Annotated in this window: 38 protein-coding genes and 3 tRNA genes; 38 read left to right on the top strand and 3 right to left on the bottom strand. The window is 65.0% G+C overall.

Annotation, left to right across the window (positions count from 1 at the left end):
- Positions 1 to 237: 237 nt before the first annotated feature.
- From DTO57_RS13630 to DTO57_RS13620, 3 genes are read right to left on the bottom strand one after another with little or no spacing between them, the layout of a single operon-like run.
- Entirely contained in the window at positions 238 to 1,182 is a 945-nt protein-coding gene (locus DTO57_RS13630; protein ID WP_114118787.1) for a glycosyltransferase family 2 protein, read from the bottom strand.
- Positions 1,179 to 2,003, bottom strand: coding sequence for a glycosyltransferase family 2 protein (locus tag DTO57_RS13625; RefSeq protein ID WP_114118786.1), 825 nt, complete (start codon positions 2,001 to 2,003; stop codon positions 1,179 to 1,181). The genes DTO57_RS13630 and DTO57_RS13625 overlap by 4 nt, the downstream gene beginning before the upstream one ends.
- Entirely contained in the window at positions 2,000 to 2,473 is a 474-nt protein-coding gene (locus tag DTO57_RS13620) for a GtrA family protein (RefSeq protein WP_162785784.1), read from the bottom strand. Before DTO57_RS13620 ends, DTO57_RS13625 begins: the two co-directional genes overlap by 4 nt.
- Before the next feature lie 116 nt (positions 2,474 to 2,589).
- On the opposite strand from DTO57_RS13620, the gene DTO57_RS13615 reads away from it, so the two are divergent.
- The 38 genes from DTO57_RS13615 to DTO57_RS13430 all read left to right on the top strand — a co-directional run bounded on the left by DTO57_RS13615 (position 2,590) and on the right by DTO57_RS13430 (position 24,617).
- Positions 2,590 to 2,805, top strand: coding sequence for a hypothetical protein (locus DTO57_RS13615; RefSeq protein WP_114118784.1), 216 nt, complete (start codon positions 2,590 to 2,592; stop codon positions 2,803 to 2,805).
- 419 nt (positions 2,806 to 3,224) lie between these two features.
- Positions 3,225 to 3,533: a 30S ribosomal protein S10 gene (gene rpsJ, locus DTO57_RS13610; RefSeq protein WP_110589670.1), complete on the top strand. Its 309-nt coding sequence runs from the start codon at positions 3,225 to 3,227 to the stop codon at positions 3,531 to 3,533.
- Between the two features lie 8 nt (positions 3,534 to 3,541).
- A complete protein-coding gene (rplC, locus tag DTO57_RS13605; RefSeq protein WP_114118783.1) occupies positions 3,542 to 4,201 on the top strand; it encodes a 50S ribosomal protein L3 in 660 nt (219 codons plus the stop codon).
- Between the two features lie 5 nt (positions 4,202 to 4,206).
- Positions 4,207 to 4,863, top strand: a complete 657-nt coding sequence (rplD, locus tag DTO57_RS13600; RefSeq protein ID WP_114118782.1) for a 50S ribosomal protein L4 — start codon at positions 4,207 to 4,209, stop codon at positions 4,861 to 4,863.
- Complete coding sequence (gene rplW, locus DTO57_RS13595; RefSeq protein ID WP_114118781.1) at positions 4,860 to 5,159, top strand: 50S ribosomal protein L23; 300 nt, start codon at positions 4,860 to 4,862, stop codon at positions 5,157 to 5,159. Before rplD ends, rplW begins: the two co-directional genes overlap by 4 nt.
- Positions 5,160 to 5,185: 26 nt before the next feature.
- A complete protein-coding gene (gene rplB, locus DTO57_RS13590; RefSeq protein WP_114118780.1) occupies positions 5,186 to 6,025 on the top strand; it encodes a 50S ribosomal protein L2 in 840 nt (279 codons plus the stop codon).
- Between the two features lie 12 nt (positions 6,026 to 6,037).
- The gene (rpsS, locus tag DTO57_RS13585; RefSeq protein ID WP_029152724.1) at positions 6,038 to 6,319 is read left to right on the top strand and encodes a 30S ribosomal protein S19; all 282 of its coding nucleotides are present in this window, start codon (positions 6,038 to 6,040) and stop codon (positions 6,317 to 6,319) included.
- 23 nt (positions 6,320 to 6,342) lie between these two features.
- Positions 6,343 to 6,714: a 50S ribosomal protein L22 gene (gene rplV / locus DTO57_RS13580; protein ID WP_114118779.1), complete on the top strand. Its 372-nt coding sequence runs from the start codon at positions 6,343 to 6,345 to the stop codon at positions 6,712 to 6,714.
- The gene (gene rpsC / locus DTO57_RS13575) at positions 6,714 to 7,478 is read left to right on the top strand and encodes a 30S ribosomal protein S3 (RefSeq protein ID WP_114118778.1); all 765 of its coding nucleotides are present in this window, start codon (positions 6,714 to 6,716) and stop codon (positions 7,476 to 7,478) included. The genes rplV and rpsC overlap by 1 nt, the downstream gene beginning before the upstream one ends.
- Positions 7,478 to 7,897: a 50S ribosomal protein L16 gene (gene rplP, locus DTO57_RS13570; RefSeq protein WP_114118777.1), complete on the top strand. Its 420-nt coding sequence runs from the start codon at positions 7,478 to 7,480 to the stop codon at positions 7,895 to 7,897. Before rpsC ends, rplP begins: the two co-directional genes overlap by 1 nt.
- Positions 7,897 to 8,196, top strand: coding sequence for a 50S ribosomal protein L29 (gene rpmC, locus DTO57_RS14790; protein ID WP_114118776.1), 300 nt, complete (start codon positions 7,897 to 7,899; stop codon positions 8,194 to 8,196). Before rplP ends, rpmC begins: the two co-directional genes overlap by 1 nt.
- Positions 8,196 to 8,468, top strand: coding sequence for a 30S ribosomal protein S17 (gene rpsQ, locus DTO57_RS13560; protein WP_114118775.1), 273 nt, complete (start codon positions 8,196 to 8,198; stop codon positions 8,466 to 8,468). The genes rpmC and rpsQ overlap by 1 nt, the downstream gene beginning before the upstream one ends.
- Positions 8,469 to 8,497: 29 nt before the next feature.
- Complete coding sequence (gene rplN / locus DTO57_RS13555) at positions 8,498 to 8,866, top strand: 50S ribosomal protein L14 (protein WP_114118774.1); 369 nt, start codon at positions 8,498 to 8,500, stop codon at positions 8,864 to 8,866.
- 3 nt (positions 8,867 to 8,869) lie between these two features.
- Positions 8,870 to 9,241: a 50S ribosomal protein L24 gene (gene rplX, locus DTO57_RS13550; protein WP_114118773.1), complete on the top strand. Its 372-nt coding sequence runs from the start codon at positions 8,870 to 8,872 to the stop codon at positions 9,239 to 9,241.
- Between the two features lie 11 nt (positions 9,242 to 9,252).
- A complete protein-coding gene (rplE, locus tag DTO57_RS13545; RefSeq protein ID WP_114118772.1) occupies positions 9,253 to 9,834 on the top strand; it encodes a 50S ribosomal protein L5 in 582 nt (193 codons plus the stop codon).
- 151 nt (positions 9,835 to 9,985) lie between these two features.
- Complete coding sequence (rpsH, locus tag DTO57_RS13540) at positions 9,986 to 10,384, top strand: 30S ribosomal protein S8 (RefSeq protein WP_114118771.1); 399 nt, start codon at positions 9,986 to 9,988, stop codon at positions 10,382 to 10,384.
- Between the two features lie 7 nt (positions 10,385 to 10,391).
- Positions 10,392 to 10,928, top strand: a complete 537-nt coding sequence (gene rplF, locus DTO57_RS13535; protein ID WP_114118770.1) for a 50S ribosomal protein L6 — start codon at positions 10,392 to 10,394, stop codon at positions 10,926 to 10,928.
- Positions 10,929 to 10,930: 2 nt separating this feature from the next.
- Positions 10,931 to 11,290, top strand: coding sequence for a 50S ribosomal protein L18 (gene rplR, locus DTO57_RS13530; protein WP_114118769.1), 360 nt, complete (start codon positions 10,931 to 10,933; stop codon positions 11,288 to 11,290).
- A 20-nt stretch (positions 11,291 to 11,310) separates the two neighbouring features.
- A complete protein-coding gene (gene rpsE, locus DTO57_RS13525; RefSeq protein WP_229730654.1) occupies positions 11,311 to 11,982 on the top strand; it encodes a 30S ribosomal protein S5 in 672 nt (223 codons plus the stop codon).
- Positions 11,982 to 12,167 carry a 50S ribosomal protein L30 gene (gene rpmD / locus DTO57_RS13520; protein ID WP_114118767.1) on the top strand — a complete coding sequence of 62 codons (186 nt, stop codon included), beginning with the start codon at positions 11,982 to 11,984 and terminating at the stop codon, positions 12,165 to 12,167. Before rpsE ends, rpmD begins: the two co-directional genes overlap by 1 nt.
- Positions 12,167 to 12,625 carry a 50S ribosomal protein L15 gene (rplO, locus tag DTO57_RS13515; protein ID WP_114118766.1) on the top strand — a complete coding sequence of 153 codons (459 nt, stop codon included), beginning with the start codon at positions 12,167 to 12,169 and terminating at the stop codon, positions 12,623 to 12,625. Before rpmD ends, rplO begins: the two co-directional genes overlap by 1 nt.
- A 120-nt stretch (positions 12,626 to 12,745) precedes the next feature.
- Positions 12,746 to 14,068, top strand: a complete 1,323-nt coding sequence (gene secY, locus DTO57_RS13510) for a preprotein translocase subunit SecY (protein ID WP_114118765.1) — start codon at positions 12,746 to 12,748, stop codon at positions 14,066 to 14,068.
- Positions 14,065 to 14,655 carry an adenylate kinase gene (locus tag DTO57_RS13505; RefSeq protein WP_114118764.1) on the top strand — a complete coding sequence of 197 codons (591 nt, stop codon included), beginning with the start codon at positions 14,065 to 14,067 and terminating at the stop codon, positions 14,653 to 14,655. The genes secY and DTO57_RS13505 overlap by 4 nt, the downstream gene beginning before the upstream one ends.
- Positions 14,656 to 14,667: 12 nt before the next feature.
- Positions 14,668 to 15,519, top strand: a complete 852-nt coding sequence (gene map / locus DTO57_RS13500; protein ID WP_114118763.1) for a type I methionyl aminopeptidase — start codon at positions 14,668 to 14,670, stop codon at positions 15,517 to 15,519.
- A gap of 4 nt (positions 15,520 to 15,523) precedes the next feature.
- Complete coding sequence (locus DTO57_RS13495; RefSeq protein ID WP_114118762.1) at positions 15,524 to 16,192, top strand: DsbA family protein; 669 nt, start codon at positions 15,524 to 15,526, stop codon at positions 16,190 to 16,192.
- Between the two features lie 92 nt (positions 16,193 to 16,284).
- Positions 16,285 to 16,995 carry a DsbA family protein gene (locus DTO57_RS13490; RefSeq protein ID WP_114118761.1) on the top strand — a complete coding sequence of 237 codons (711 nt, stop codon included), beginning with the start codon at positions 16,285 to 16,287 and terminating at the stop codon, positions 16,993 to 16,995.
- Positions 16,996 to 17,144: 149 nt separating this feature from the next.
- Entirely contained in the window at positions 17,145 to 17,363 is a 219-nt protein-coding gene (gene infA, locus DTO57_RS13485) for a translation initiation factor IF-1 (RefSeq protein ID WP_114118760.1), read from the top strand.
- A 65-nt stretch (positions 17,364 to 17,428) separates the two neighbouring features.
- Positions 17,429 to 17,545 carry a 50S ribosomal protein L36 gene (rpmJ, locus tag DTO57_RS13480; RefSeq protein WP_114118759.1) on the top strand — a complete coding sequence of 39 codons (117 nt, stop codon included), beginning with the start codon at positions 17,429 to 17,431 and terminating at the stop codon, positions 17,543 to 17,545.
- Positions 17,546 to 17,690: 145 nt separating this feature from the next.
- A complete protein-coding gene (gene rpsM / locus DTO57_RS13475) occupies positions 17,691 to 18,062 on the top strand; it encodes a 30S ribosomal protein S13 (protein WP_114118758.1) in 372 nt (123 codons plus the stop codon).
- 24 nt (positions 18,063 to 18,086) lie between these two features.
- Positions 18,087 to 18,485, top strand: a complete 399-nt coding sequence (gene rpsK, locus DTO57_RS13470; RefSeq protein ID WP_114118757.1) for a 30S ribosomal protein S11 — start codon at positions 18,087 to 18,089, stop codon at positions 18,483 to 18,485.
- A 137-nt stretch (positions 18,486 to 18,622) separates the two neighbouring features.
- Positions 18,623 to 19,615, top strand: coding sequence for a DNA-directed RNA polymerase subunit alpha (locus DTO57_RS13465; RefSeq protein WP_114118756.1), 993 nt, complete (start codon positions 18,623 to 18,625; stop codon positions 19,613 to 19,615).
- A 36-nt stretch (positions 19,616 to 19,651) separates the two neighbouring features.
- Positions 19,652 to 20,308 (top strand): 50S ribosomal protein L17, sunset domain variant, encoded by a 657-nt coding sequence (gene rplQ / locus DTO57_RS13460; protein WP_114118755.1) that lies wholly within the window; start codon positions 19,652 to 19,654, stop codon positions 20,306 to 20,308.
- Between the two features lie 383 nt (positions 20,309 to 20,691).
- Positions 20,692 to 20,773: transfer RNA gene (locus DTO57_RS13455), tRNA-Tyr, on the top strand.
- A gap of 107 nt (positions 20,774 to 20,880) precedes the next feature.
- The gene (locus DTO57_RS13450; protein WP_114118754.1) at positions 20,881 to 21,810 is read left to right on the top strand and encodes a hypothetical protein; all 930 of its coding nucleotides are present in this window, start codon (positions 20,881 to 20,883) and stop codon (positions 21,808 to 21,810) included.
- 632 nt (positions 21,811 to 22,442) lie between these two features.
- A complete protein-coding gene (locus DTO57_RS13445) occupies positions 22,443 to 23,225 on the top strand; it encodes an inositol monophosphatase family protein (protein ID WP_114118753.1) in 783 nt (260 codons plus the stop codon).
- 124 nt (positions 23,226 to 23,349) lie between these two features.
- The gene (locus DTO57_RS13440; RefSeq protein ID WP_114118752.1) at positions 23,350 to 24,363 is read left to right on the top strand and encodes a M23 family metallopeptidase; all 1,014 of its coding nucleotides are present in this window, start codon (positions 23,350 to 23,352) and stop codon (positions 24,361 to 24,363) included.
- A gap of 85 nt (positions 24,364 to 24,448) precedes the next feature.
- A tRNA-Thr gene (locus DTO57_RS13435) sits at positions 24,449 to 24,520 on the top strand.
- A gap of 23 nt (positions 24,521 to 24,543) precedes the next feature.
- Positions 24,544 to 24,617: transfer RNA gene (locus DTO57_RS13430), tRNA-Met, on the top strand.
- Positions 24,618 to 24,662: the final 45 nt, after the last annotated feature.

Below are 24,662 nucleotides of genomic sequence, written 5' to 3'. Positions count from 1 at the left end.
TCGCCATAAAACGCCGCCTCTACGTACCTCGAAGCGACGTTTTGTGGCGACCCACTGCGGAGCAACGGGCCCGCCTCCCGCGAGGTCTCACTGTTCCCGCGAGATCGCACTCATTTGGGTGAGATCTCACGAAAAGAGTGCGATCTCGCGGATCCGTGGGCCCGGAAAAAAGTGCGATCTCGCGAAAAGAGTGAGATCTCGCGGATCCGGCGGCGCGGATCCGGCGGCGCGCCCGGGCTAACGGGGGAGGGGGCCGTGTTCCGCGACGGCGAAGGCGTAGAGGGGGCGGGCCTGCACCTCTTCGTAGATGCGCCCGATGTATTGCCCCAGCACGCCGAGCATCAGCATCTGGATCCCGCCGAGGAGGAACATCCCGGCAGTTATGAACGTCCACCCCTCGACGACCGAGTCGGGGAACGCCAGCCGCGACACCGCCAGGTACACCGTCCACAGCCCCGCGCCGACGGCGAGCACCATCCCGATCGCGCTAATGAGGCGCAGGGGGAAGGAGCTAAACCCGATGATCCCGTCGGCGGCAAGCTTGATCATCTTGCTCAGCGGGTACCCGGTCTCGCCCGAGTGACGCGCATCGCGGTCGAACTCGACGGCGCGCTGGTCGAACCCGATCTCGGCGACCATCCCGCGCAGGAAGCGGTTGCGCTCGGGATAGCGGCGCAGCTCCTCGACGACGCGGCGATCCATGAGCCGGAAGTCGCCCGTATCGCGCGGAATGTCGATGCGCGCCATCTTCGACAGCACCCAGTAGAACATCCCCGCGGTGAGCTTCTTGAAGTAGCCGTCCTCGCGTGTACGGCGCTTCGCGTACGCGACATCGGCGCCGTCCTCCCATGCCTCGATGAGGGCGTGCGACACCTCGGGCGGATCCTGTAGGTCGCTGTCCATCACGATCACCGCGTCGGCGTCGGCCACGTCGAGCCCCGCTGTCACCGCGATCTGGTGCCCCTTGTTCCGCGCGAGCGAGTACACCGACACCCGCTCATCGGCGGCGCGCAGCCCCCGCAGGAGCGACAGCGAGCGATCCCGTGAACCGTCGTTCACGAAGATGAACTCGCACGTGAACCGCCCCTCGAGCGCCGCGGCAACCCCCACGAGGCGCTCGTACAGCAGCGGAATGTTGCCCTCTTCGTTGTAGATCGGCAGCACAAAGGCGAGTGTCTTCATCGCTTCACCAACTTCAGCACGCGGTACACCATGCGGCGCTGGCGGGCCAGCGACCGCGCCTTCGCGGATCCGCGGGCGACATCGGCCGCAGAAACCGACGAGAACACGGATCCGGCCCACTCGAACAGCCGCGTCATCTCGGCCGCCTGCTCGTCGACGAGCGCGACCGACCACTGCCCGCCGCCGACCCGGAAGGTCGAGGCGACCTCGTCGTCGCGGACGAAGGATCCGTGCTGGAGCACCCCGTAGTAGCTCGCCACGTCGATCGCGTACGACCACTGCCCCTGCCACCCGCCTGCGGCCTCGAGCGCCGACCGCCGCATCATGACCGCGCCCGGCTCGCCGAACGGGTTCGTGCCCGAGATCACCGACGCGCGCACGGCGTCGCCGCCCGACATGATGGGGGAGAGGCCCTGCAATCCGCGGCGCTTGGCGAGGGTGCGGCCGGAGGCGTCGATGATCCGCCGCCGCCCACCGACGAGCGACGCATCGGGGTTCGCGTCGAGAAGCGCGACCTGTCGGGCGAGGGATCCGGGAAGCACGGTGTCGTCGCCCGGGAGCAGCTTGATAAATTCGCCGGTCGCGCGCTCGGTGACGGCCGCCCAGTTCGCGGCGGCTCCGCCGCCCGCGGGCGTCTGGAAGACGCGCACCCGCGGATCCGCCTCAAAAGATTTCGCGACCGCGTAGGTGCCGTCGTCGGAGGAGTGGTCGGCGATGATCAGCTCGAGGTCAACATCTGCCTGATCGAGCACGGAACGGACGGTCTCGGCGAGCACGCCGGCCTGGCGGAACGCCGGTACAACGACGGAGAGCCTGGTCATGCGGAGTCTTTCTTGCTGCGTCGGAAGGAGAACTGGCTGTGGCCGAACCAGCTGATCACGGCGATGACGACCGTGAACGCGAGCTGGGCCAGGATCTTGGGCCACCCGAGCCAGAGCACGACGGGCGGCACGACGAGGAGGTTGAGCGCGGCGCTCGTGGCGTTGACGAGGAGGAAGCGCCCGTAGTCGAGCCAGAAGTGTCCCGTTACCCGGAACACGAGGTGGCGGTAGAGGAAGAAGGCGCAGGTCGCGGACGTCCACTGCGAGGCGAGGATCACGGCGAAGACGTTCCAGGCGGCGTCGGCATCGATCCAGTCGAACAGGGCCGAGAACGCGATGAACCACACGAATCCGATCGCGGTGTTCATGCCGCCGACGAGGATGAACGCGATGCCGCGGTTGCGGAAGAGCTTGAGGAACGGGCCGTCGGGCCCCGCCATCCCGCCTATGGCCTCGGTTTCGTTCGTCACTCGTACCTTCGATCGAAATAACTTCGGCGGGCCCTGTACCTGTCGCGCCGTTAGATGTAAGACTAATCTCGCGCGCTGACCAGCCGCCTACGACACCACGAACCCGAGGGGGAACAATGGGACTCGACGACCTCATCAACAAGGGCAAGGCCGCCTTCGAGGACAACAAGGACAAGATCGACGAGGCGCTGAAGAGCGAGAAGGCTGAGGAGCTCAGCGACAAGGCGCTCGACGGCGCAGCGAACCTCGCGAAGAAGGTCGCTCCGGACTCGGCCGACAGCAAGATCGACGAGGTTCGCGCGAACCTCGACGGCAAGATCGGCAACCAGTAAGCCGGATCCTTAACGGCCCCCCCCCGCGTTCGCGCGGGAGGGGCCGTTTTGCGTACCTGAGAAGACGCCGACGGGATCCGCGAAAACCGCGGAATCACGCGGCACACAGCGCGACACGCCCGGGTTGATTTCTGGGGTGTGGGCCTGGCAGAATAGAGAGGTTCCACATTCTGGTGTTTCCAGATCACTGCGCTGGCAGTGCACGGGCGGCGCATCGCGCACAGACCCGGGCCGCAGGCAGAGGAGCGACACCCACAGATCACAGGAAGCATATTCCTGCCTGCGGGCTGATAGGTGAATATGGCGCAACGTTCGGAAGAACTCGTTCAACTGACGTGGTGTGCCGACCCGAAGGGTTTCCGGAGGGTACGTGCGTCCAATGCCCGAGAGGTAAGACGCTGAAGAGAGTGAGCAGACAAATGGCGGGACAGAAGATCCGCATTCGCCTGAAGTCGTATGACCACGAGGTCATCGACACGTCGGCACGCAAGATTGTCGACACCGTGACCCGCGCTGGTGCGCAGGTCGTGGGCCCGGTGCCCCTCCCGACGGAGAAGAACGTCGTGGCGGTTATCCGTTCGCCCCACAAGTACAAGGACAGCCGCGAGCACTTCGAGAAGCGCACCCACAAGCGCCTCATCGACATCGTCGACCCGACCCCCAAGGCGGTTGACTCGCTCATGCGTCTGGACCTTCCGGCCGACGTCAACATCGAGATCAAGCTCTGAGGTTCGACATGGCTGACATCAACAACAAGATTTCGAAGGGCATGCTCGGCAAGAAGCTGGGCATGACTCAGGTCTGGAACGAAGCTGGCAAGCTCGTTCCGGTGACGGTGATCGAGCTTGCTCCGAACGTCGTTACGCAGATCCGTACCCCTGAGAAGGACGGCTACAACGCCGTTCAGATCGCCGCTGGCGAGATTGACCCCCGCAAGGTCACCCAGCCCCTCACCGGCCACTACGCAGCTGCTGGCGTTACGCCCCGCCGCAAGGTCGCTGAGATCCGCACGGCAGACGCCGCGAACTACACCCTCGGCCAGGAGATCACCGCTGGTGACACCTTCGAGGCCGGCCAGCTCGTCGACGTCGTCGGCACGAGCAAGGGTAAGGGTTTCGCTGGTGTGATGAAGCGTCACAACTTCGCCGGCGTGGGTGCCTCGCACGGTGCACACCGCAACCACCGCAAGCCCGGTTCGATCGGTGCTTCGGCTACGCCCAGCCGCGTCTTCAAGGGCACGCGCATGGCCGGCCGCATGGGTGGCGAGCGCGTGACCGTCCTCAACCTCACGGTGCACGCCGTCGACACCGAGAAGGGTCTGCTGCTCGTCAAGGGCGCCGTCCCCGGTGCTCGTGGCCGCGTCGTGTACGTCCGCAACGCAGTGAAGGGGGCCTGAGTTAGATGGCTGACTCGACTCTCGTTCTCGACGTCCTCGGCACCGACGGAAAGAAGACCGGCACGGTCGAGCTTCCCGCGCACGTGTTCGACGTCAAGACGAACGTTCCGCTGATTCACCAGGTCGTTACCGCGCAGCTTGCTGCTGCTCGCCAGGGCACCCACTCGACGCTTCGTCGTGGTGAGGTCTCGGGTACCGGTGCGAAGCCGTTCAAGCAGAAGGGCACCGGCCGCTCGCGCCAGGGCTCGATCCGCCAGCCGGAGCACCGCGGTGGTGGCATTGTCCACGGCCCGAAGCCCCGCGACTACTCGCAGCGCACCCCCAAGAAGATGATCGCGGCGGCCATTCACGGCCTGCTGAGCGACCGTCTCCGCGGTGAGCGCATTCACGTTGTCGACACGTTCGGCACCGAGAAGCCCGCCACGCAGGCTGCTGCCAAGTTCCTCTCGACGTTCACGGAGAACAAGAAGACGCTCGTCGTCCTCGGCCGTGACGAAGAGATCAGCTACCTCAGCGTCCGCAACCTCGGTAACGTGCACACGCTCGTCGCCGACCAGCTCAACGCTTACGACATCGTCCGTAGCGACGACGTCGTCTTCACCAAGGCCGCCATCGACGCGTTCATCGCGCAGAAGGCTGGCGCCAAGGAGGTCTCGGCATGACCGCTCTCAACAAGGACCCGCGCGAGATCATCTTCGCGCCCGTCGTTTCGGAGAAGAGCTACGGCCTGATCGATGAGGGTAAGTACACGTTCCTCGTGGACACCCGCTCGAACAAGACCGAGATCAAGCTCGCGATCGAGAAGATCTTCGGTGTGAAGGTCGCTTCGGTGAACACCCTGAACCGTCAGGGTAAGAGCCGCCGCACCCGCTTCGGCACTGGCAAGCGCAAGGACACCAAGCGCGCCATCGTCACGCTGAAGTCGGGCACCATCGACATCTTCACGGCTGTCGCCTGATAGCTGGGAAGGACTAGGAAACGAATATGGCTATTCGCAACTACAAGCCCACGACCCCCGGTCGCCGCGGCTCGTCGGTGGCAGACTTCGCCGAGATCACGCGATCGACGCCCGAGAAGTCGCTGCTCCGTCCGCTGCCCAAGACTGGTGGACGTAACAACCAGGGCCGCATCACGACCCGTCACATCGGTGGTGGCCACAAGCGCCAGTACCGCGTGATCGACTTCCGTCGTGCGGACAAGGATGGCGTGAACGCCAAGGTCGCTCACATCGAGTACGACCCGAACCGTACCGCGCGCATCGCGCTCCTCCACTACTTTGATGGCACCAAGCGCTACATCATCGCTCCGGCGAAGCTGAAGCAGGGCGACATCGTTGAGTCGGGCGCAAACGCTGACATCAAGCCGGGTAACAACCTGCCCCTCCGCAACATCCCCACGGGTACCGTGATCCACAACGTGGAGCTCCGTCCCGGTGGTGGCGCGAAGATGGCTCGTTCGGCCGGTTCGTCGGTCCGCCTCGTCGCTAAGGACGGCCCCTACGCGCAGCTCCGCCTGCCGTCGGGTGAGGTCCGCAACGTCGACCTGCGCTGCCGCGCAACGATCGGCGAGGTCGGCAACGCCGAGCAGTCGAACATCAACTGGGGTAAGGCCGGCCGCATGCGCTGGAAGGGCGTTCGCCCGACCGTCCGTGGTGTCGTTATGAACCCGGTTGACCACCCGCACGGTGGTGGTGAGGGTCGTACCTCTGGTGGTCGTAACCCTGTTACGCCCTGGGGTCAGCCTGAAGGCCGTACCCGTCACGCCAACAAGGAAAGCGACAAGTACATTGTGCGTCGCCGTCCGTCGGGCAAGAACCGCAAGTAGGAGTTCAAGAAGATGCCACGCAGTCTGAAGAAGGGCCCCTTCGTCGACGAGCACCTGCTTCGCAAGGTGAGCTCGCAGAACGAAGCGGGAACGAAGAACGTCATCAAGACCTGGTCGCGCCGCTCGATGATCGTGCCGGCCATGCTGGGTCACACGATCGCCGTGCACGACGGTCGCAAGCACATCCCCGTGTTTGTGTCCGAGTCCATGGTTGGTCACAAGCTGGGCGAGTTCGCGCCCACCCGCACCTTCCGCGGCCACGTGAAGGACGACAAGAAGGGCCGTCGCCGCTAAGGCGACGCTGAGAGGAGAGAGAAATGGTGGAGTCCATCGCACGCGTGCGACACATCCGCGTGACCCCTCAGAAGGCCCGTCGCGTTGTTGCTCTGATCAAGGGCAAGCAGGCGGATGAGGCGCTCGCGATCCTGAAGTTCGCAGCACAGAGCGCTTCGGAGCCGATCTACAAGCTCGTTGCGTCTGCAAAGGCCAACGCGCAGGTCAAGGCCGATGCGGCCGGTGAGGCACTGAACGAGGACGACCTGTTCGTGAAGAACGCGTTCGTCGACGAGGGTGTGACGCTCAAGCGTTTCCGCCCCCGCGCACAGGGTCGCGCTGACCAGATCAAGAAGCGCACGAGCCACATTACGGTCGTGCTCTCGACGCCCGAGAACAAGAAGGCGAGCAAGTAATGGGACAGAAGATCAACCCTTACGGCTTCCGTCTCGGCATCACGACGGACCACACGTCGCGTTGGTTCGCCGACTCGACGAAGCCGGGCCAGCGTTACGCTGACTACGTCGCCGAGGACATCAAGATCCGCGCTCTTCTGCAGAAGAACCTGGATCGTGCTGGCGTGAGCCGCATCGACCTCGAGCGCACGAAGGACCGCGTTCGCGTCGACATCCACACCGCGCGTCCCGGCATCGTGATCGGCCGCCGCGGTGCGGAGGCCGAGCGCATCCGTGCCGAGCTCGAGAAGCTCACGGGCAAGCAGATTCAGCTGAACATCCTCGAGGTCAAGAACCCCGAGGCTGACGCTCAGCTCATCGCCCAGGGTGTTGCAGAGCAGCTTGCTGGTCGTGTGGCGTTCCGCCGCGCGATGCGCAAGGGCCTGCAGGGCGCCATGCGCGCCGGCGCCAAGGGCGTCCGCATCCAGGTCTCCGGCCGCCTTGGCGGCGCCGAGATGAGCCGCACCGAGTTCTACCGCGAGGGTCGTGTGCCGCTGCACACGCTTCGCGCGAACATCGACTACGGCTTCTACGAGGCGAAGACCACCTTCGGCCGCATCGGCGTGAAGGTCTGGGTCTACAAGGGCGACCTCACGAACAAGGAGCTCGCTCGCGAGGAGGCTAACAAGAAGCCTGCTCGTGGTGGCGACCGTGGTGGCCGTCGCGGCCCGCGTCGTAACGACGCTGGCGCCGAGAAGCGCGCACCGGAAGGAGCATCGGCGTAATGCTTATCCCCCGCAAGGTTAAGTTCCGTAAGCAGCACCGCCCCGGCCGTTCGGGTCAGGCGACGGGTGGCACCAAGGTGTCGTTCGGCGAGTACGGCATCCAGGCGCTGACCCCGGCGTACGTGACGAACCGTCAGATTGAGGCGGCTCGTATCGCCATGACGCGTCACATCAAGCGTGGCGGAAAGGTGTGGATCAACATCTTCCCCGACCGCCCGCTTACCAAGAAGCCTGCCGAAGTCCGAATGGGTTCGGGTAAGGGTTCGCCGGAGTTCTGGGTTGCAAACGTCAAGCCGGGCCGCGTCCTGTTCGAGGTGGCCGGCGTGAGCGAGGAGCTCGCAAAGGGCGCCCTGACCCGGGCAATGCACAAGCTGCCGCTCAAGGCACGCATCATCAAGCGCGAGGAGGGCGACGCGTAATGGCGATCGGCACCAAGGAGCTCGCTCCGAGCGAGCTCGACACGTTCGAAGACCAGCGCCTCCTCGAGGAGCTGCGTAAGGCCAAGGAAGAGCTGTTCAACCTGCGCTTCCAGTCGGCCACCGGTCAGCTGGAGAGCCACGGTCGCATCCGCGCCGTGAAGCGCGACATCGCGCGTCTCTACACGGTCATCCGTGAGCGCGAGCTCGGGATCCGTGCGACCCCGGCTCCGGTTGAGAAGGCCAAGAAGAGCAAGGCGAAGAAGGCCGACGCGGCCGTCGCTGAGGGAGGGGCTGAGTGATGACCAGCGAGAACACCGTCGAGCGCGGTTACCGCAAGTCTGTCCGCGGCTACGTCGTGAGCGACAAGATGGACAAGACCATCGTTGTCGAGGTTGAAGACCGCGTGAAGCACCCGCTTTACGGCAAGGTCCTTCGCCGCACGAAGAAGCTGAAGGCCCACGACGAGACCAACAGCGCCGGCATCGGCGACCTCGTCGTGATCAACGAGACCCGTCCGACCAGCGCCACCAAGCGCTGGCGCCTGGTCGAAATCGTCGAGAAGGCCAAGTAAGCCTTCGGGCTCACTTGAAGGAGTAACCAGTGATTCAGAACGAATCCCGCCTCAAGGTCGCCGACAACTCCGGCGCGAAGGAGCTGCTCACGATCCGCGTTCTCGGTGGTTCGAACCGCCGTTACGCGGGCGTGGGTGACACCATCGTCGCGACGGTCAAGGACGCGATCCCCGGCGGCAACGTGAAGAAGGGCGACGTCGTCAAGGCGGTTGTCGTCCGCACCGTCAAGCAGACGCGTCGTGAAGATGGCTCGTACATCAAGTTCGATGAGAACGCGGCCGTCATCCTGAACAACAACGGCGAGCCCCGTGGCACGCGTATCTTCGGACCGGTTGGCCGCGAGCTTCGCGACCGCAAGTTCATGAAGATCGTGTCGCTCGCCCCGGAGGTGCTGTAATTCATGGCCAAGATCAAGAAGGGTGACCTGGTTCAGGTCATCACCGGCGCTTCGCAGGAGCGCGGCGGCGACCGTGGCAAGCAGGGCAAGGTCCTGGCTGTCATCGGCAACCGCGTGATCGTTGAGGGCGTCAAGTACGTCACCAAGCACAACCGCGTCGGTCAGACGCAGCGTGGCACCAAGACCGGTGGCATCGAGACCGTTGAGGCCCCGATCCACGTGTCGAACGTCGCGATCGTCGACCCCGAGACCAAGAAGCCGACTCGCGTGGGTTACCGCGTCGAGGAGCAGGTCAAGGACGGCGTCAAGAAGACCGTGCGCATCCGCGTCGCCAAGGGTTCGGGTGCTGACATTCCCGACCCCAAGGGAAAGTAAAGGGTTAACAGATGAGCACTGAAAGTGCCGCGCAGACTGGCAAAATCCAGCCGCGCCTGAAGCAGGTTTACCGCGGCGAGATCCGCCAGAAGCTGCAGGACGAGTTCGGTTACGAGAACGTCATGCAGATTCCGGGCCTCGTCAAGGTTGTTGTCAACACCGGTGTCGGTGAGGCAGCCCGCGACAGCAAGGTGATCGAGGGCGCGGTCGCAGACCTCACCGCCATCACCGGTCAGAAGCCCGTCGTCACCAAGGCGAAGAAGTCGATCGCTCAGTTCAAGCTGCGCGAAGGCCAGGCCATCGGCGCGCACGTCACCCTCCGTGGTGACCGCGCGTGGGAGTTCCTGGACCGACTGATCTCGCTCGCTCTGCCCCGCATCCGCGACTTCCGCGGTCTGTCGGCCAAGCAGTTCGACGGTAACGGCAACTACACCTTCGGTGTGACGGAGCAGTCGATCTTCCAGGAGATCAACCAGGACAAGATCGATCGCGTCCGTGGCTTCGACATCACCGTTGTGACCACCGCCAAGACCGACGCGGAGGGCCGTGCGCTTCTGACGCACTTCGGCTTCCCGTTCGTCAAGGAGGCCTGAGTCTCGACTCAGGGAAACTGCTGAAGATGCCGGGCTCGGTTTGACCGGGCCCGGCGTCTTCGCGGACAATTGAATATTGTCTATCCACGTCGTGGAAGGTCGGCTAGTCGTGTAACGGCTACCGATACCTCATGAACAAAGGAACACTCATATGACCATGACAGACCCGGTCGCAGATCTGCTGACCCGTCTGCGCAACGCGAACTCGGCGCACCACGACCAGGTGTCGCTGCCGTCGAGCAAGCTCAAGAAGAACATCGCGGCAATGCTCCAGCAGGAGGGTTACATCGCGGGCTTCGAGGAGGCCGACGCTCGTGTCGGTAAGACCCTCACGATCACGCTGAAGTACGGCCAGGGCCGTGAGCGTGCGATCGCGGGCCTCAAGCGCGTGTCGAAGCCCGGCCTTCGCGTCTACGCGAAGTCGACGGAGCTCCCCAAGGTCCTCGGTGGCCTCGGCGTTGCCATCCTGTCCACCTCCAACGGTCTTCTGACTGACCGTCAGGCCGAGCAGAAGGGCGTGGGCGGAGAAGTTATCGCCTACGTGTGGTGATCGAATAATGTCGCGTATTGGAAAGCTTCCCATCGACATCCCCGCGGGCGTGACCGTTTCGGTCAACGACCGTGTTGTGACTGTCAAGGGCGCCAAGGGCGAGCTCTCGCTCACCGTGGCCCAGCCCATCGACGTCAAGGTCGAGGACAACCAGGTTGTCGTTACTCGTCCGGACGACGAGCGCGCGTCGCGTGCCCTGCACGGCCTGACCCGCACCCTCATCAACAACGACATCATCGGCGTGAGCCAGGGCTACTCCAAGGGCCTTGAGATCGTCGGCACCGGTTACCGCGTGCAGCAGAAGGGCCAGGGCCTCGAGCTCGCCCTTGGCTTCTCGCACCCGGTCAACGTCGAGCCGCCGGCGGGAATCACCTTCTCCGTCGAGGGCAACACCAAGATCACCGTCTCCGGCATCTCGAAGCAGGCCGTGGGCGAGTGCGCCGCGAACATTCGTAAGATCCGCAAGCCCGAGCCGTACAAGGGCAAGGGTGTGCGTTACGCCGGCGAGCAGGTCCGTCGCAAGGCCGGAAAGGCTGGTAAGTAATCATGGCTGTGAAGTCGAAGTCTGCTGCGCGTTCGCGCCGCCACGCTCGCCTTCGCAAGAAGGTCGTGGGATCCGCCGAGCGCCCGCGTCTCGTCGTGTCGCGTTCGTCGCGCCACGTCTTCGTGCAGGTTATCGACGACGCCAAGGGTCACACTGTGGCCTCGGCGTCGACCCTCGAGACCGAACTGCGCGCCTCTGACGCCGACAAGACCGCGAAGGCCCGCAAGGTTGGCGAGCTTGTCGCCGAGCGCGCGAAGGCTGCCGGTGTTGAGGCTGTCGTGTTCGACCGCGGTGGTAACCGCTACGCCGGTCGCATTGCGGCCATCGCCGATGGTGCCCGCGAAGGAGGGCTGAGCCTGTGAGTGACATCAAGGAAACCGAAGTGGCCACGGAAGCTCAGGCTCCCGCTGAGGCACAGAACAACGAGCGTCAGGATCGCCGTGGCGGCAACGACCGCGGTGGCCGTGGCGGCCGTGGTGAGCGCCGTGGAAACGACCGTAACAACGGTCGCGCCCAGGAGAGCCAGTACCTCGAGCGCGTTGTGACCATCAACCGCGTGTCGAAGGTCGTCAAGGGTGGTCGTCGCTTCAGCTTCACCGCTCTCGTCGTCGTCGGCGACGGTGACGGCCTCGTGGGCGTCGGTTACGGCAAGGCCCGCGAAGTGCCCCTCGCTATCTCGAAGGGTGTTGAAGAGGCCAAGCGCAACTTCTTCCGCGTTCCCCGCGTCGGCAAGAGCATCCCGCACCCCGTCCAGGGTGAGGCTGCCGCTGGTGTCGTCATGCTCCGCCCGGCTTCGGAGGGTACCGGTGTTATCGCCGGTGGTCCCGTCCGCGCCGTGCTCGAGTGCGCCGGTATCCACGACGTGCTGTCGAAGTCGCTCGGTTCGTCGAACACGCTGAACATCGTGCACGCTACGGTGGCAGCCCTGAAGGAGCTCGAGGAGCCCCGTGCCGTTGCGGCGCGTCGTGGCCTCGACTTCGACCAGGTTGCGCCGGCGCGTCTCGTCCGCGCGGAGGCTGAGAAGGCCGCCGCTACCGCGAAGGCAGGTGCCTAATGGCTGCTCGTCTGAAGGTTACGCAGATCAAGTCCAAGGTGAGCGAGAAGCAGAACCAGCGTGACACGCTGCGCAGCCTCGGTCTCAAGCGCATCGGTGACGCGGTTGTCCGCCCCGACGACGCTCAGACCCGCGGCTACGTTCGTGCCGTTGCTCACCTCGTGAAGGTTGAGGAGATCGACTGATGGCTGAGAACACTGAGCGTCCCGCAGTGCTGAAGGCTCACCACCTCCGCCCGGTCCCCGGCGCCAACACCGCGAAGACCCGTAAGGGTCGCGGTGAGGGTTCGAAGGGTAAGACCGCTGGCCGTGGAACGAAGGGTACGCGCGCTCGTAACACCGTGCGCGTGGGCTTCGAGGGTGGCCAGATGCCGCTGCACATGCGCGCACCGAAGCTCCGTGGCTTCAAGAACCCCTTCCGCACCGAGTACCAGGTTGTGAACCTGGCCAAGCTCGCTGAGGTCTTCCCGGAGGGTGGCGACATCAACGCCGACATCCTCGTGGCGAACGGTCTCGTGCGCAAGAACCAGCTCGTGAAGGTCCTCGGCGATGGCGACATCACCGTTGCCTTCAACGTTTCGGTCGACAAGGTTTCGGCTTCGGCCCAGGCCAAGATCGAGGCCGCTGGCGGTTCCGTCAAGTAAGGATTCGCGCTCAGCGAATCACTCGGATAGGCCCGGGAGCGTCATGCTCCCGGGCCTTTTCCGTTAGTCTGGAGAGCGGTGTGTTTGTGTACACGCCGAAAGTTTCTGGGAGGAACCTTCTTGTTCAGCGCCATCGCCCGGATCTTCCGCACGCCTGACCTGCGTCGCAAGATCGGCTTCACGCTCGGCATCATCGCCATCTACCGCTTCGGCGCGCACATTCCGGCGCCGTTCGTCAGCTACCCCAGCATCCGAGAATGTCTCGATGCGACCGCGGGTGCCGGTGGTCTCATGTCGATCGTCAACCTGTTCTCGGGCGGCGCTCTGCTGCAGCTCTCGATCTTCGCCCTCGGCGTGATGCCCTACATCACGGCGTCGATTATCGTCCAGCTGCTGCGCGTGGTCATCCCGCACTTCGAGGCGCTCCAGAAGGAGGGCCAGGCCGGCCAGGCGAAGCTCACCCAGTACACGCGTTACCTCACGATCGCCCTCGCGCTCCTGCAGTCGACGACGCTCGTCACGGTGGCCCGCACGGGGCAGCTCTTCGGCGTCACCGACGTCGCGGCCTGCAACAACCTGCTGCTGAACAACAGCTGGCTGACGCAGAGCATGATCGTCATCACGCTGACCGCCGGTACCGGCCTCATCATGTGGTTCGCCGAGCTCGTCACCGAGCGCGGCATCGGTAACGGCATGTCGCTCCTCATCTTCACGTCGATCGCCGCCTCGTTCCCGGGCGCGCTCGGATCCATCTGGGCCGCGAAGGGCTTCGAGGTCTTCGCCCTCGTCATCATCGTCGGCATCGTGATCATCGGCCTCATCGTCTTCGTCGAGCAGTCGCAGCGACGGATCCCGGTGCAGTACGCCAAGCGCATGGTCGGTCGCCGCACGTACGGCGGCACGAACACGTACATCCCGATTAAGGTCAACATGGCCGGTGTTATCCCGGTCATCTTCGCCTCGTCGCTGCTCTACCTGCCGACCCTGATCGCGCAGTTCAACACCCCGAGCGACGGCACCGCGCCGGCCGCCTGGGTGCAGTGGATCAACACGTACCTCGTCACGGGGGACCACCCCATCTACATGGCGGTGTACTTCCTGCTGATCGTCGGCTTCACGTACTTCTACGTCGCCATCACCTTCAACCCCGTTGAGGTGGCCGACAACATGAAGAAGTACGGCGGCTTCATCCCCGGCGTGCGCGCCGGACGTCCGACGGCCGAGTACCTCGACTTCGTGCTTACGCGCATCACCCTCCCTGGTGCGCTCTACCTGGGCCTCGTGGCCCTCATCCCGCTCATCGCGCTGAGCGCGGTCAGTGCAAACCAGAACTTCCCGTTCGGCGGCACCTCGATCCTCATCATGGTTGGTGTGGGCCTCGAGACCGTCAAGCAGATCGACGCGCAGCTTCAGCAGCGCCACTACGAAGGGCTTCTTCGATGACGACACGTCTTCTGATCGTCGGACCGCAGGGATCCGGCAAGGGTACGCAGGGCGTGCGCGTGGCAGAGGCTTTCGGTGTTCCCGTCGTTTCGACGGGCGACATCTTCCGCGCCAACATCAAGGGCGGAACAGAGCTGGGTCTTAAGGTCAAGGCCATCACCGACGCGGGCAACCTGGTTCCCGATGACGTGACCGGTGACATCGTTCGCGACCGTCTCTCCCAGGACGACGCGACGACGGCCGGCTTCCTCCTCGACGGATACCCCCGTAACGCCGCCCAGGTCGCCTACCTCGATGGTTTCCTCGCCGAGTCGGCCGCCGCGCTTCACGCGGTGATCCTGCTCGACGTGCCGCGCGAGGAGTCGCTCGCCCGCATCACCGAGCGCGCCAAGGTCGAGGGCCGCAGCGACGACACCGAAGAGGCCGTTGCGAAGCGCCTCGACATCTACGAGTCGGAGACGGCTCCGATCATCGAGACGTACGAAGACCGCGGGATCCTCGACCGCATCGACGGCGTCGGCTCGCTCGACGACATCACGGCTCGCATCTTCGCCGCGCTCGACGCGCGCGGCCTCAAGCGCGCCTAAGCGGATCCGCCCGTGTTCCGCCGCTCGGTGTACAAGAAGCCCGCGCAGCTGCGCGGGATGGTCGAGCCCGGTCTCGTGACGTCTGCGGCGCTCGACGCCGTCGCGAAGGCCATCCGGCCCGGCATCACGACGCTCGAGCTCGACGCGATCGCCGAGCAGGCGATCACCGAGCGCGGGGCGCACTCGAACTTCCAGCTCGTCGACGGCTACCACCACACGGTGTGCGTGTCGGTCAACGAGCAGGTCGTCCACGGGATCCCCGGCGGGCGCGTGCTCGAGGCGGGCGACATCGTGTCGGTCGACGCGGGCGCCGAAACCGCCGATGGCTGGAACGGCGACTCGGCCCGCACCTTCATCGTGCCGGGCGAGCCCGTGGATCCGGAGCTCGTCGCGCAGCGACAGGAGCTCTCGGACGTGACCCGCGGATCCATGTGGGCGGGTATCGCGGCGCTCGCATCGTCGAAGCACCTCGGCGAGGTCGGCGCGATAATCCAGGACTACATCGAGGCGAATCCGCTTCCCTCGACGGGCCAGCCTGCGGGGATCCTGCGCGACTACGTCGGTCACGGCATCGGCCGCCAGATGCACGAATCGCCCACGCTGTTCCACTACGCGACCCCGGGGCGCGGCGCGGAGATCAAGCCGGGCCTGTGCATCTGCGTCGAGCCGATGATGACCGCCGGTAGCGAAGAGGTCTTCATCGAGGATGACGACTGGACGATCACGACCGTTGACGGCTCGCAGGGCGCCCACTGGGAACACTCGGTCGCCGTCCACGCCGGCGGCATCTGGGTCCTGACGGCCGAAGACGGGGGAGCGGCGGGCCTCGCGCCCTTCGGCGTGACCCCGGTGCCGATCGCCTGACGCCGTGAAGAACCGCAGCAGCCTCTGGGCGATGCTCCTCTCGATCGTCGTCGTCATCGCCATCACGGTGGTCGCCGTCCTCGTCTACCTGATGAACCGCGACGCCGTTACCGAGGTCGAGGCGCCCGACATCGCGGTCGTCGACCAGGAGTCCGGCGCGATCGTCGTCGGATCCGGCGAGCACGTCCTCGAGACGTACGTCGACTTCATGTGCCCCTACTGCGGCGAATTCGAGCGCAGCTGGGGAGCCGACATCGCGTCCGCGGTCGAAGACGGATCCATCACCCTGCGGGTCGTGGCGGTCGGCTTCCTCGACTCGCAGTCGTCCGGGACGAACTATTCCACGCGTGCGGCGAGTTCGCTGTACTGCGTCGCCGACGAGGATCCCGACGCGGTGGTGCCGTACATGGCGGCCCTCTACGCCGACCAGCCGGTCGAAGGATCCGAGGGGCTCTCGGACGAGGAACTGCTCGCGCATGCGGCCGACGTCGGGGTCTCGTCCTCGTCGTTCCAGTCGTGCGTGACCTCACAGGAGTACGCCGATTTCATCGCGCAGCTGAACGGCACGGTGCCGGTCAACCCCTCGACGGGGAACCGCGGGATCCCGGCGATCCTGCTCGACGGCGACCGGATCGACTACACCGAGGGACCCGGCGTTCTCGCGACCCTGTGATATTTTCAGCTCACGCATACGGCTTGTTCATGCGGGAACGGCAAGCTGGATCGCGGAGTCCCTTCCACACTTCTTGATCCGGAGAATCTTCCATGGCAGCAGCAGCCAAGAACCGCAGTCTCTTCGCGGTGATCATCTCAATCGTCGTTGTCGTAGCAGTCGTCGCAGTCGCGGTGCTCGTCTACATGATGAACCGCCAGGCCACCGCGCCCGCGGCAGCACCGACCTCGGCAGACGGCGCGACCGCGTCGGTCACGATCGACCAGGAGAGCGGCGCGATCCGCGTTGGATCCGGTGACCAGACGGTGACCGAGTACATCGACTTCATGTGCCCTGTTTGCAACTCGGCTCACGCCGCGTACGACGACACGCTCTCGGAGCTCATCTCGAACGACACGATCACGCTCGAGATCATCCCGACGAACCTGCTCGATAACTACTCGCAGGGCACGAAGTACTCGTCGCGCGCGGCCTCGGCCGCGTACTGCGTTGCGGAGAACGACCCCGACGCGTTCTACCCCTACATGGACCTGCTGTTCGACAACCAGCCCTCCGAAAACACTGAGGGTCTGACGAACGACGAGCTCGTGAAGCTCGCCGAGCGCGCCGGCGCGACGAACTCCTCCAGCTGCATCACCGACGAGACGTACGCCGACTTCGCCGCGCAGCAGACGACCAACATGCCCATCATGCCGGGCGCCTCGGGCCGTGCCACCCCGACGATTCTCGTGAATGACGAGTTCGTCAGCGTCGCCTCGACCGGCTTCAACGCCGAGAACGACCTCGTCGCGAACCTCGACTGATATCACATACGCGACACGCCCAAGTTGATACATCTGGGCGTGTCGCTTATGATTGCTCTTTGGTGTGTTGTGTCCGCGCTCGCGCGCACGGAACACCTTCCATCCAACTACCGCAGACCGGCTGGTCTGCACAGAAGGTTAGCGAATTTATGGCTAAAGACGGTGTCATCGAGATCGAAGGCACGGTGACTGAATCTCTCCCCAACGCGATGTTCCGCGTTGAGCTGACGAACGGTCACAAGGTGCTCGCCACGATCTCCGGAAAGATGCGACAGAACTACATTCGTATCATCCCGGAGGACCGCGTGGTCGTGGAGCTCAGCCCCTACGACCTCACGCGCGGACGCATCGTTTACCGCTACCGCTGATCGGCCCAGCCGAGAAGTAACGGCTCGCGCACCCGCGAGCACGAAGACAGCGCATAAGGAACATCATGAAGGTTCAGCCCTCCGTCAAGCCCATCTGCGACCAGTGCAAGACGATCCGTCGTCACGGCGTGGTCATGGTTATCTGCAAGTCGAACCCGCGTCACAAGCAGCGCCAGGGCTAATTGCTCTTTCCCTCTTCTCGCGAGAGGGTCTGACAACTCAATAATTTGGCAGGATCAATAACCCGCATCACGCGGGGGACACCTCGGGGTGGAGGCCCGGGCACCGATCCTGCTCCATACCTCTACTTATCTACAGGAGAATCGCATGGCACGTCTTGCCGGCGTTGACATCCCGCGCGACAAGCGCGTGGTGATCGCACTCACGTACATCTACGGTGTTGGCCGTACCCGTTCGGTCGAGATCCTCGCCAACACGGGTATCGACGAGAGCATCCGTGTGAAGGACCTCACCGACGACCAGCTCGTGGCGCTTCGCGACGCGATCGACGCCTACAAGGTTGAGGGTGACCTCCGCCGCGAGGTTGCTGCTGACATTCGTCGCAAGGTCGAAATCGGCTCGTACCAGGGTATCCGCCACCGCCGCGGCCTTCCCGTTCACGGCCAGCGCACCAAGACCAACGCTCGTACCCGCAAGGGCCCGAAGCGCACGGTCGCTGGTAAGAAGAAGGCACGCTAAGGCGTAAGGGTTTAGGAGAACAACATGGCTACACCGAAGAGCGCCGCGCGCAAGCCGCGCCGCAAGGAGAAGAAGAACGTCGCGCTGGGCCAGGCCCACATCAAGTCGACGTTCAACAACACGATCGTTTCGATCACCGACCCGTCGGGCGCCGTCCTGAGCTGGGCTTCGTCGGGTGGCGTGGGCTTCAAGGGCTCGCGCAAGTCGACCCCCTACGCCGCTGGTATGGCTGCCGAGTCGGCCGCCCGCCAGGCGCAGGACCACGGCGTCAAGAAGGTCGACGTCTTCGTCAAGGGCCCGGGCTCGGGACGCGAGACCGCGATCCGTTCGCTGCAGGCCGCTGGCCTCGAGGTCGGTTCGATCTCGGACGTGACGCCGCAGGCCCACAACGGCTGCCGTCCCCCGAAGCGCCGCCGCGTCTGAGTACGCTTCTGCCGGGGTGAGCCTCGCTCACCCCGGCAACTCGTCGTTCCAACTGCGCGCATGCGCGCAGGTCTCACAAGTCACAGACCTCATTCACAAGTGTCATATAGCGGGCACTTGATCGAAAGGAACACATAGTGCTCATCGCACAGCGTCCGACCCTCACCGAGGAGAAGCTCTCCGAGTCGCGGAGCCGCTTCGTTATCGAACCGCTCGAGCCCGGCTTCGGCTACACGATCGGCAACTCGCTGCGCCGCAGCCTGCTGTCGTCGATCCCCGGTGCCGCCGTCACGAGCATCCGCATTGATGGCGTCCTGCACGAGTTCAGCACGATCCCCGGTGTCCTCGAGGACGTTACCCAGATCATCCTGAACGTCAAGAAGCTTGTTGTCTCGAGCGAGCGCGACGAGCCGATCACCGCCTACCTGCGTAAGACGGGTGCCGGCGAGGTTACGGCTGCCGACATCTCGGCCCCCGCGGGTGTCGAGGTTCACAACCCCGAGCTCGTCATCGCCACGCTCAACGAGGACGCGAAGTTCGAGCTTGAGATCACGATCGAGCGCGGTCGCGGCTACGTTTCGGCCGGCCAGAACCGCAACGAGTACGCCGAGGCCGGTCAGATCCCGGTTGACTCGATCTACTCGCCCGTCGTGAAGGTCGCCTACCGCGTCGAGGCAACTCGTGCCGGTGAGCGTACCGACTTCGACAAGCTGATCATCGATGTCGAGACGAAGCCGTCGATGCTTCCTCGCGACGCCGTTGCATCGGCCGGTCGTACGCTCGTCGAGCTGTTCGGCCTCGCTCGCGAGCTGAACGAAGAGGCTGAGGGTATCGAGATCGGCCCCGCGCCGGTCGCCGAGGTCCTCACCACCGAGCTTTCGATGCCCATCGAAGACCTCGACCTCTCGGTTCGCTCGTACAACTGCCTCAAGCGCGAGGGAATCAACACGGTCAGCGAGCTCGTCGCCCTCTCGGAGACGCAGCTCATGAACATCCGCAATTTCGGACAGAAGTCGGTGGACGAGGTGCGCGACAAGCTCATCTCGCTCGGTCTGTCGTTGAAGGATTCGGTCCCCGGTTTCGAGGGAACGAACTTCTACGCCGGATACGAGAACGACGAGACGCTCTGATCCATCCTTAACTGTTCGATACAGGAGTATTGAGAAATGCCTAAGCCCACGAAGGGTGCCCGCCTCGGTGGCGGCGCCGCTCACGAGCGCCTGATCCTCGCGAACCTCGCGTCGGCGCTGTTCATCAACAAGTCGATCAAGACGACCGAGGCTCGCGCCAAGCGCCTGCGTCCCGTCGCCGAGCGCCTTGTCACGTTCGCGAAGCGCGGCGACCTCGCCTCGCGTCGCCGCGCCCTCGCGGTGCTGCGTAACAAGGAAGCCGTGCACGTTCTCTTCACCGAGATCGCGCCGCTCGTTGCCGACCGCCAGGGTGGCTACACCCGCATCATCAAGGTTGGCTTCCGCAAGGGTGACAACGCCCCCATGGGTGTCATCGAGCTCGTTCTCGAGCCCGTGACCCCCAAGGTCAAGGCCACCAAGACCGAGGCGCCCGCCGCTGAGGTTGAGGTTGAGGCCGAGGTTTCGGCTGACGCTGAGGTTTCGGCTGAGGCTGAGGTCGAGGTCGTCGAGGAAGCTGCCGCTGACTCGGCCGCCCCGCTCGAAGACGGCTCGGCCCCCGAGGGCTTCGACGTCAAGGGCAAGAACTCGACCAAGAAGTTCTACGCCCCCGGCGACGCGGGCTACGCCAACGTGAAGGCAGACATCTACTTCGCGTCGGCCGAGGCCGCTGAGGCCGCTGGCTTCGCCAACTAAGTATCGCCCGGAACGCCCCGCCCCCCACTGGGAGGCGGGGCGTTCCGCCGTCCCGCCCCCCCTTTCCCGCGAGGTCGCATTCTTTTCTGGTCCCACCCCCGCGAGGTCGCATTCTTTTCTGGTCGCATCCCCGCGAGGTCGCACTCTTTTCTGGTCCCACCCCGCGAGATCGCACTCTTTTCTGGTCCCACCCCGCGAGATCGCACTCTTCTCGCGAGATCGCATCGAATTCAGTGCGACCTCGCGAAAAGAGTGAGATCTCGCGGGGAGGGGGAGGGCGTGGCGCGCCCGGGGGTGGCGCCGATTTCTCCTCGTGCGTCATCCTGCGTAGTATTGTTGCTTGCGCCTCCGGTCGTCTGGAAAAGTCGGACGGGTGCGCATATGGCAAGTTGCCCGAGCGGCCAAAGGGAGCTGACTGTAAATCAGCCGTCATCGACTTCGGGGGTTCGAATCCCTCACTTGCCACGTTGGGAAGGCCCGGTCACTGCGACCGGGCCTTCTGCGTTACCAAGAGTTATCCACAGATCCGCCTTCTTCCTGACTCCGTGCCAGCTACGTGCCAGGATGAGTGCATGTCGTCATCACCGAAGTCAGACATCCCGAAGCTCCTCAAGGGCGTGATGTGGGTTGCGATCGTCGCGCTCATCGCCGGCGCCTTTATCTGCGTCTACTGGGTGCTGTTCACGCCTAGCGGCGACGTGATCCCGAAGGCGTTCCTGACGATCCTGCTGCTCGCAGGCTTCGCGGGAGTGGCGCTCGGAGACTCGTACCTCGCACCGAACCGCCCCGCGTGGCTCATCCCCGCGAGCATGGCAGCGTGGATCCTGATCCTCCTCGCGGGCATCTTCCTCATCTGGGTGCCGAACGAGGCGTTCGACTTCGATTACGGATTCGGCGGCGCGTACAAGTTCTGGAACTTCATCCTCGTTGTCGTATACGTCCAGCTCGCGCTCCTGCACCAGCGCCTGATCTGGCGTGCACACGCCCGGTACGTGACGACGTTCACGCGCAGCCTCGTGCTGGTGACGACGGGCCTCGTGTTGGCGCTCCTGGTGACCGCGCTGATCCCGCTCGTCTACCCCCACGACTACCCGCCGCTCTACGGGCGCGTCATGGTTGCCCTCGCGATCCTCGCCGCCGTCGGAACGGCGCTTGTGCCGCTCGTGACCGCGATGTTCGCCCCGCGCACGCCCCGCGCGGCCGCGGCCTCGCGCCCCGCGGCGCAGGCGGCGCTTCCGTGGCCGACGTACGGCGACGGAGTGACGCCGCTTCCCATGCTCCCCAACGGCCAGCCCGACTTCGAGGCGCAGCGCACCGGAGTCCCGTCGCCCGGATCCCGTTCCTTCGGTCCGCAGCCGGCCGCGCACCAGCCGGATCCGGCTTTCACGCGCCAGCAGCACCTCGACCCGTTCGGGGCCGCCGGATCCGCGCAGCCGACCTCCGGGATCCCTGGATCCCTCTCGCAGGATCCGCCGGCGGGCGCCCCGCACCCGCCGCTCTAAGCGATCCCCCCCCCGGAACGCCCCGCCTCCCCCGGGAGGCGGGGCGTTCCGCTGTCCGCGCCCGCCCTTGCCCCATTCCCGCCCCGCCCCGCACCCATCCCACTCCGCGAGGTCGCATTGTTTTCGCGAGGTCGCACTCATTTCAGTGCGATCTCGCGAGATGAGTGCGATCTCGCGGGGCGGGAGGGGGTGGATCCGTGGGGCTTGAAGCGGGCGAATCGCGTGCGTGTACGTGTGTTCACGTCACAGAACTCGGAAGAATCACGAGGCTCGGAGGTTTTCGCTCCAGGGGGCCGATTCTCGTGATTTCTCCGAGGTTTGTGTCCGCGCCGCCCCCGCGAGGCACGGATCCCCCGAGTCTCACGTCACAGAAGTCGGAAGAATCACGAGGCTCGGAGGTTTTCGCCCCAGGGGTCCGATTCTCGTGATTTCTCCGAGGTTTGTGTCCGCGCCGCCCCCGCGAGGCACGGATCCCCCGAGCCTCACGTCACGGAACTCGGAAGAATCACGAGACTCGGAGGTTCTGGCCCCAGGGGTCCGATTCTCGTGATTTCTCCGAGTCTCGTGCGCGCACCACCCCTGCGTGGCACGAATTCCCCGACCCCACACCCGCGGGCGGGTACCGTGGCCCCATGACCACCCAGCTGTTGGATCTTGCCCGGGACATCGCGCACGAGGCGGGCGAGCTCGCTCGCAGGCGCCGCGCGGAGGGCGTGAGCATCGCCGGCAGCAAGTCGACCCTCGCCGACATCGTGACCGAGGCCGACCGCGAGGTCGAGGCGCTCATCCGCGAGCGCCTCGCGGTCGCGCGTCCGGACGACGGCTTCCTGGGCGAGGAGTCCGACGCGACGGCGGGCACGTCGGGCGTGACGTGGATCGTGGATCCGATCGACGGCACCGTCAACTACGCCTCGGGCATGCCGAGCTACGCGGTGAGCATCGCGGCGGTGCGCGGATCCGAGCAGCTCGCGGGCGTCGTGCACGCACCCATGCTCGGCGAGACCTTCGTCGCGGCGCAGGGCGAGGGCGCGTACCTCGAGGTCGACGGAGCACAAACCCGCCTGCAGGTTGCGGCCGAGCACCCTGCCGGCGCCCTCATCGCCACGGGCTTCGGCTACGACCCCGCCACCCACGCGGGCGACATCGCGACGGTCGAGCGCGTCATGCCCATCGCGCGCGACGTGCGCCGCATCGGCGCGGCGTCGATCGACCTCGGTTACGTCGCGGCGGGGCGACTCGACGCCTACTTCGAGCGGGGGCTGAAGCCCTGGGACATCGCGGCCGGAACGCTCATCGTCGCGGAGGCCGGGGGAGCGGTGCTCACCCTCGACGGAGACGCCTTCGGGCGGAAAATGACGGTCGCCGCACACCCCGTTTTGGCCCGGAAAATCGCGGATCTGGTGGAAGCTGAGTGATCTCGCCTCGCCTTTTCAGTGAAGATCGCGTAACGTAGTTACCTGTTCGTTACTTTGCTCCCCCGGCAAGACGAGCTCTTCATCTTGACCGAAGCCCATCTGGGTGCTGGACGAAAGTGCGTGCGTGACCTCCGATAACACCGCTCCCGAGCTGCCTCTGCGCCGCTCGCGCCGCATCGCGGCGACACCGGTGTCCGGCGACAGCAACTCTGTAGCGAGCGACGAGTTCGCCGCTGCCGCCGCGGCACTGAACTTCAGCAACGCCCAGCAGCCGGTCACGCGCCGCTCGATCTCTGCACAGCAGCGCGAGGTCAACAAGACGAGCAAGACCAAGAGCAAGCACCTCGGTACGCCCTTCCGCAAGTTTGCCGCCGCCACCGCATCGGTCGCCGCGGCCGGAGCCATCACCGCGATCATCGTCGGCGTGGCTCTTCCGTTTGTGGCCCCCGCGACGGCCGAGGCCGAAGAGGCAGCGCCCGTAACGACCGAGGCCACCGAGGTCGCCGCCGAGCAGCAGCTCCAGGGCTACGTCGCCGGATCCTCGACCGAGTCCGAGCCGCTCACGCAGGTCAGCGGCTACGAGGCCTCGACGTACCAGAACCTCGCGGCGGTTGCCGGCGTGAACACCGCCGGCGCGTTCTTCGAGAACGACGTCACGGCAGACATCCAGTACCCCTTCGCGATCGGCACGAGCATGAGCTCGGGCTTCGGTGCGCGCTGGGGCCGCCTGCACGAAGGCATCGACTTCACGCCTGGCCTTGGTGCGCCGATCCAGGCGATCGCCGACGGTGTTGTCACCGAGGCGACGGAGGCGGGCGGCGCATACGGCGTCAGCATCCGCATCCAGCACGTGATCGACGGCGAGATCGTCGAGAGTCACTACGCGCACATGATCAACGGTTCGATGACCGTTCAGGTCGGCGACATGGTCCACGTGGGCGATGTCATCGGTCAGACCGGCAACACGGGCCGCTCGACGGGTGCTCACACGCACTTCGAGATCCGGTACAACGGCGTCGCGGTCGACCCGCAGCCGTGGCTCGAGAAGTACGCCGGCACTCACTACTCGAAGGAAGAGAAGACCGCGCAGGAGGCGCTCGAGACCGAGCTCCTCGGCCAGGACTTCACCGACTTCTAAAGGCGCAACGCCCGGGCGACACGCCGTTTTGAAAAGAACGTCACGTCGTTGTTATGATTTTCTAGTTGCCTGCTTCGCAGGAAACGCCCCGATAGCTCAGTGGTAGAGCACTTCCATGGTAAGGAAGGGGTCGTCAGTTCAATCCTGACTCGGGGCTCGAAACGAGAATAGTCGTTTTGCGGCAGGGTAGCTCAGTTGGTGAGAGCGCACGACTCATAATCGTGAGGTCGCGGGTTCAAGCCCCGCTCCTGCTACAGATCAGTATGATCCACGTCCCCGAATCCATTCGCTGAAAAGCG

The organism is Microbacterium sorbitolivorans (assembly GCF_003327285.1).
GTDB classification, from domain to species: Bacteria; Actinomycetota; Actinomycetes; order Actinomycetales; family Microbacteriaceae; genus Microbacterium; species Microbacterium sorbitolivorans.
The sequence above is the reverse complement of the archived record's forward strand: the minus strand, read 5'-3'. Positions and strand labels throughout refer to the sequence as shown.

Bases quoted from the DNA above. Each gene is read 5' to 3' on its own strand.
- DTO57_RS13630 (WP_114118787.1), bottom strand. From the start codon at position 1,182: ATGAAGACACTCGCCTTTGTGCTGCCGATCTACAACGAAGAGGGCAAC.
- DTO57_RS13625 (WP_114118786.1), bottom strand. From the start codon at position 2,003: ATGACCAGGCTCTCCGTCGTTGTACCGGCGTTCCGCCAGGCCGGCGTG.
- DTO57_RS13615 (WP_114118784.1), top strand. From the start codon at position 2,590: ATGGGACTCGACGACCTCATCAACAAGGGCAAGGCCGCCTTCGAGGAC.
- rpsJ (WP_110589670.1), top strand. From the start codon at position 3,225: ATGGCGGGACAGAAGATCCGCATTCGCCTGAAGTCGTATGACCACGAG.
- rplC (WP_114118783.1), top strand. From the start codon at position 3,542: ATGGCTGACATCAACAACAAGATTTCGAAGGGCATGCTCGGCAAGAAG.
- rplD (WP_114118782.1), top strand. From the start codon at position 4,207: ATGGCTGACTCGACTCTCGTTCTCGACGTCCTCGGCACCGACGGAAAG.
- rplW (WP_114118781.1), top strand. From the start codon at position 4,860: ATGACCGCTCTCAACAAGGACCCGCGCGAGATCATCTTCGCGCCCGTC.
- rplB (WP_114118780.1), top strand. From the start codon at position 5,186: ATGGCTATTCGCAACTACAAGCCCACGACCCCCGGTCGCCGCGGCTCG.
- rpsS (WP_029152724.1), top strand. From the start codon at position 6,038: ATGCCACGCAGTCTGAAGAAGGGCCCCTTCGTCGACGAGCACCTGCTT.
- rplV (WP_114118779.1), top strand. From the start codon at position 6,343: ATGGTGGAGTCCATCGCACGCGTGCGACACATCCGCGTGACCCCTCAG.
- rpsC (WP_114118778.1), top strand. From the start codon at position 6,714: ATGGGACAGAAGATCAACCCTTACGGCTTCCGTCTCGGCATCACGACG.
- rplP (WP_114118777.1), top strand. From the start codon at position 7,478: ATGCTTATCCCCCGCAAGGTTAAGTTCCGTAAGCAGCACCGCCCCGGC.
- rpmC (WP_114118776.1), top strand. From the start codon at position 7,897: ATGGCGATCGGCACCAAGGAGCTCGCTCCGAGCGAGCTCGACACGTTC.
- rpsQ (WP_114118775.1), top strand. From the start codon at position 8,196: ATGACCAGCGAGAACACCGTCGAGCGCGGTTACCGCAAGTCTGTCCGC.
- rplX (WP_114118773.1), top strand. From the start codon at position 8,870: ATGGCCAAGATCAAGAAGGGTGACCTGGTTCAGGTCATCACCGGCGCT.
- rplE (WP_114118772.1), top strand. From the start codon at position 9,253: ATGAGCACTGAAAGTGCCGCGCAGACTGGCAAAATCCAGCCGCGCCTG.
- rpsH (WP_114118771.1), top strand. From the start codon at position 9,986: ATGACCATGACAGACCCGGTCGCAGATCTGCTGACCCGTCTGCGCAAC.
- rplF (WP_114118770.1), top strand. From the start codon at position 10,392: ATGTCGCGTATTGGAAAGCTTCCCATCGACATCCCCGCGGGCGTGACC.
- rplR (WP_114118769.1), top strand. From the start codon at position 10,931: ATGGCTGTGAAGTCGAAGTCTGCTGCGCGTTCGCGCCGCCACGCTCGC.
- rpmD (WP_114118767.1), top strand. From the start codon at position 11,982: ATGGCTGCTCGTCTGAAGGTTACGCAGATCAAGTCCAAGGTGAGCGAG.
- rplO (WP_114118766.1), top strand. From the start codon at position 12,167: ATGGCTGAGAACACTGAGCGTCCCGCAGTGCTGAAGGCTCACCACCTC.
- DTO57_RS13505 (WP_114118764.1), top strand. From the start codon at position 14,065: ATGACGACACGTCTTCTGATCGTCGGACCGCAGGGATCCGGCAAGGGT.
- DTO57_RS13490 (WP_114118761.1), top strand. From the start codon at position 16,285: ATGGCAGCAGCAGCCAAGAACCGCAGTCTCTTCGCGGTGATCATCTCA.
- infA (WP_114118760.1), top strand. From the start codon at position 17,145: ATGGCTAAAGACGGTGTCATCGAGATCGAAGGCACGGTGACTGAATCT.
- rpmJ (WP_114118759.1), top strand. From the start codon at position 17,429: ATGAAGGTTCAGCCCTCCGTCAAGCCCATCTGCGACCAGTGCAAGACG.
- rpsM (WP_114118758.1), top strand. From the start codon at position 17,691: ATGGCACGTCTTGCCGGCGTTGACATCCCGCGCGACAAGCGCGTGGTG.
- rpsK (WP_114118757.1), top strand. From the start codon at position 18,087: ATGGCTACACCGAAGAGCGCCGCGCGCAAGCCGCGCCGCAAGGAGAAG.
- rplQ (WP_114118755.1), top strand. From the start codon at position 19,652: ATGCCTAAGCCCACGAAGGGTGCCCGCCTCGGTGGCGGCGCCGCTCAC.
- DTO57_RS13450 (WP_114118754.1), top strand. From the start codon at position 20,881: ATGTCGTCATCACCGAAGTCAGACATCCCGAAGCTCCTCAAGGGCGTG.
- DTO57_RS13445 (WP_114118753.1), top strand. From the start codon at position 22,443: ATGACCACCCAGCTGTTGGATCTTGCCCGGGACATCGCGCACGAGGCG.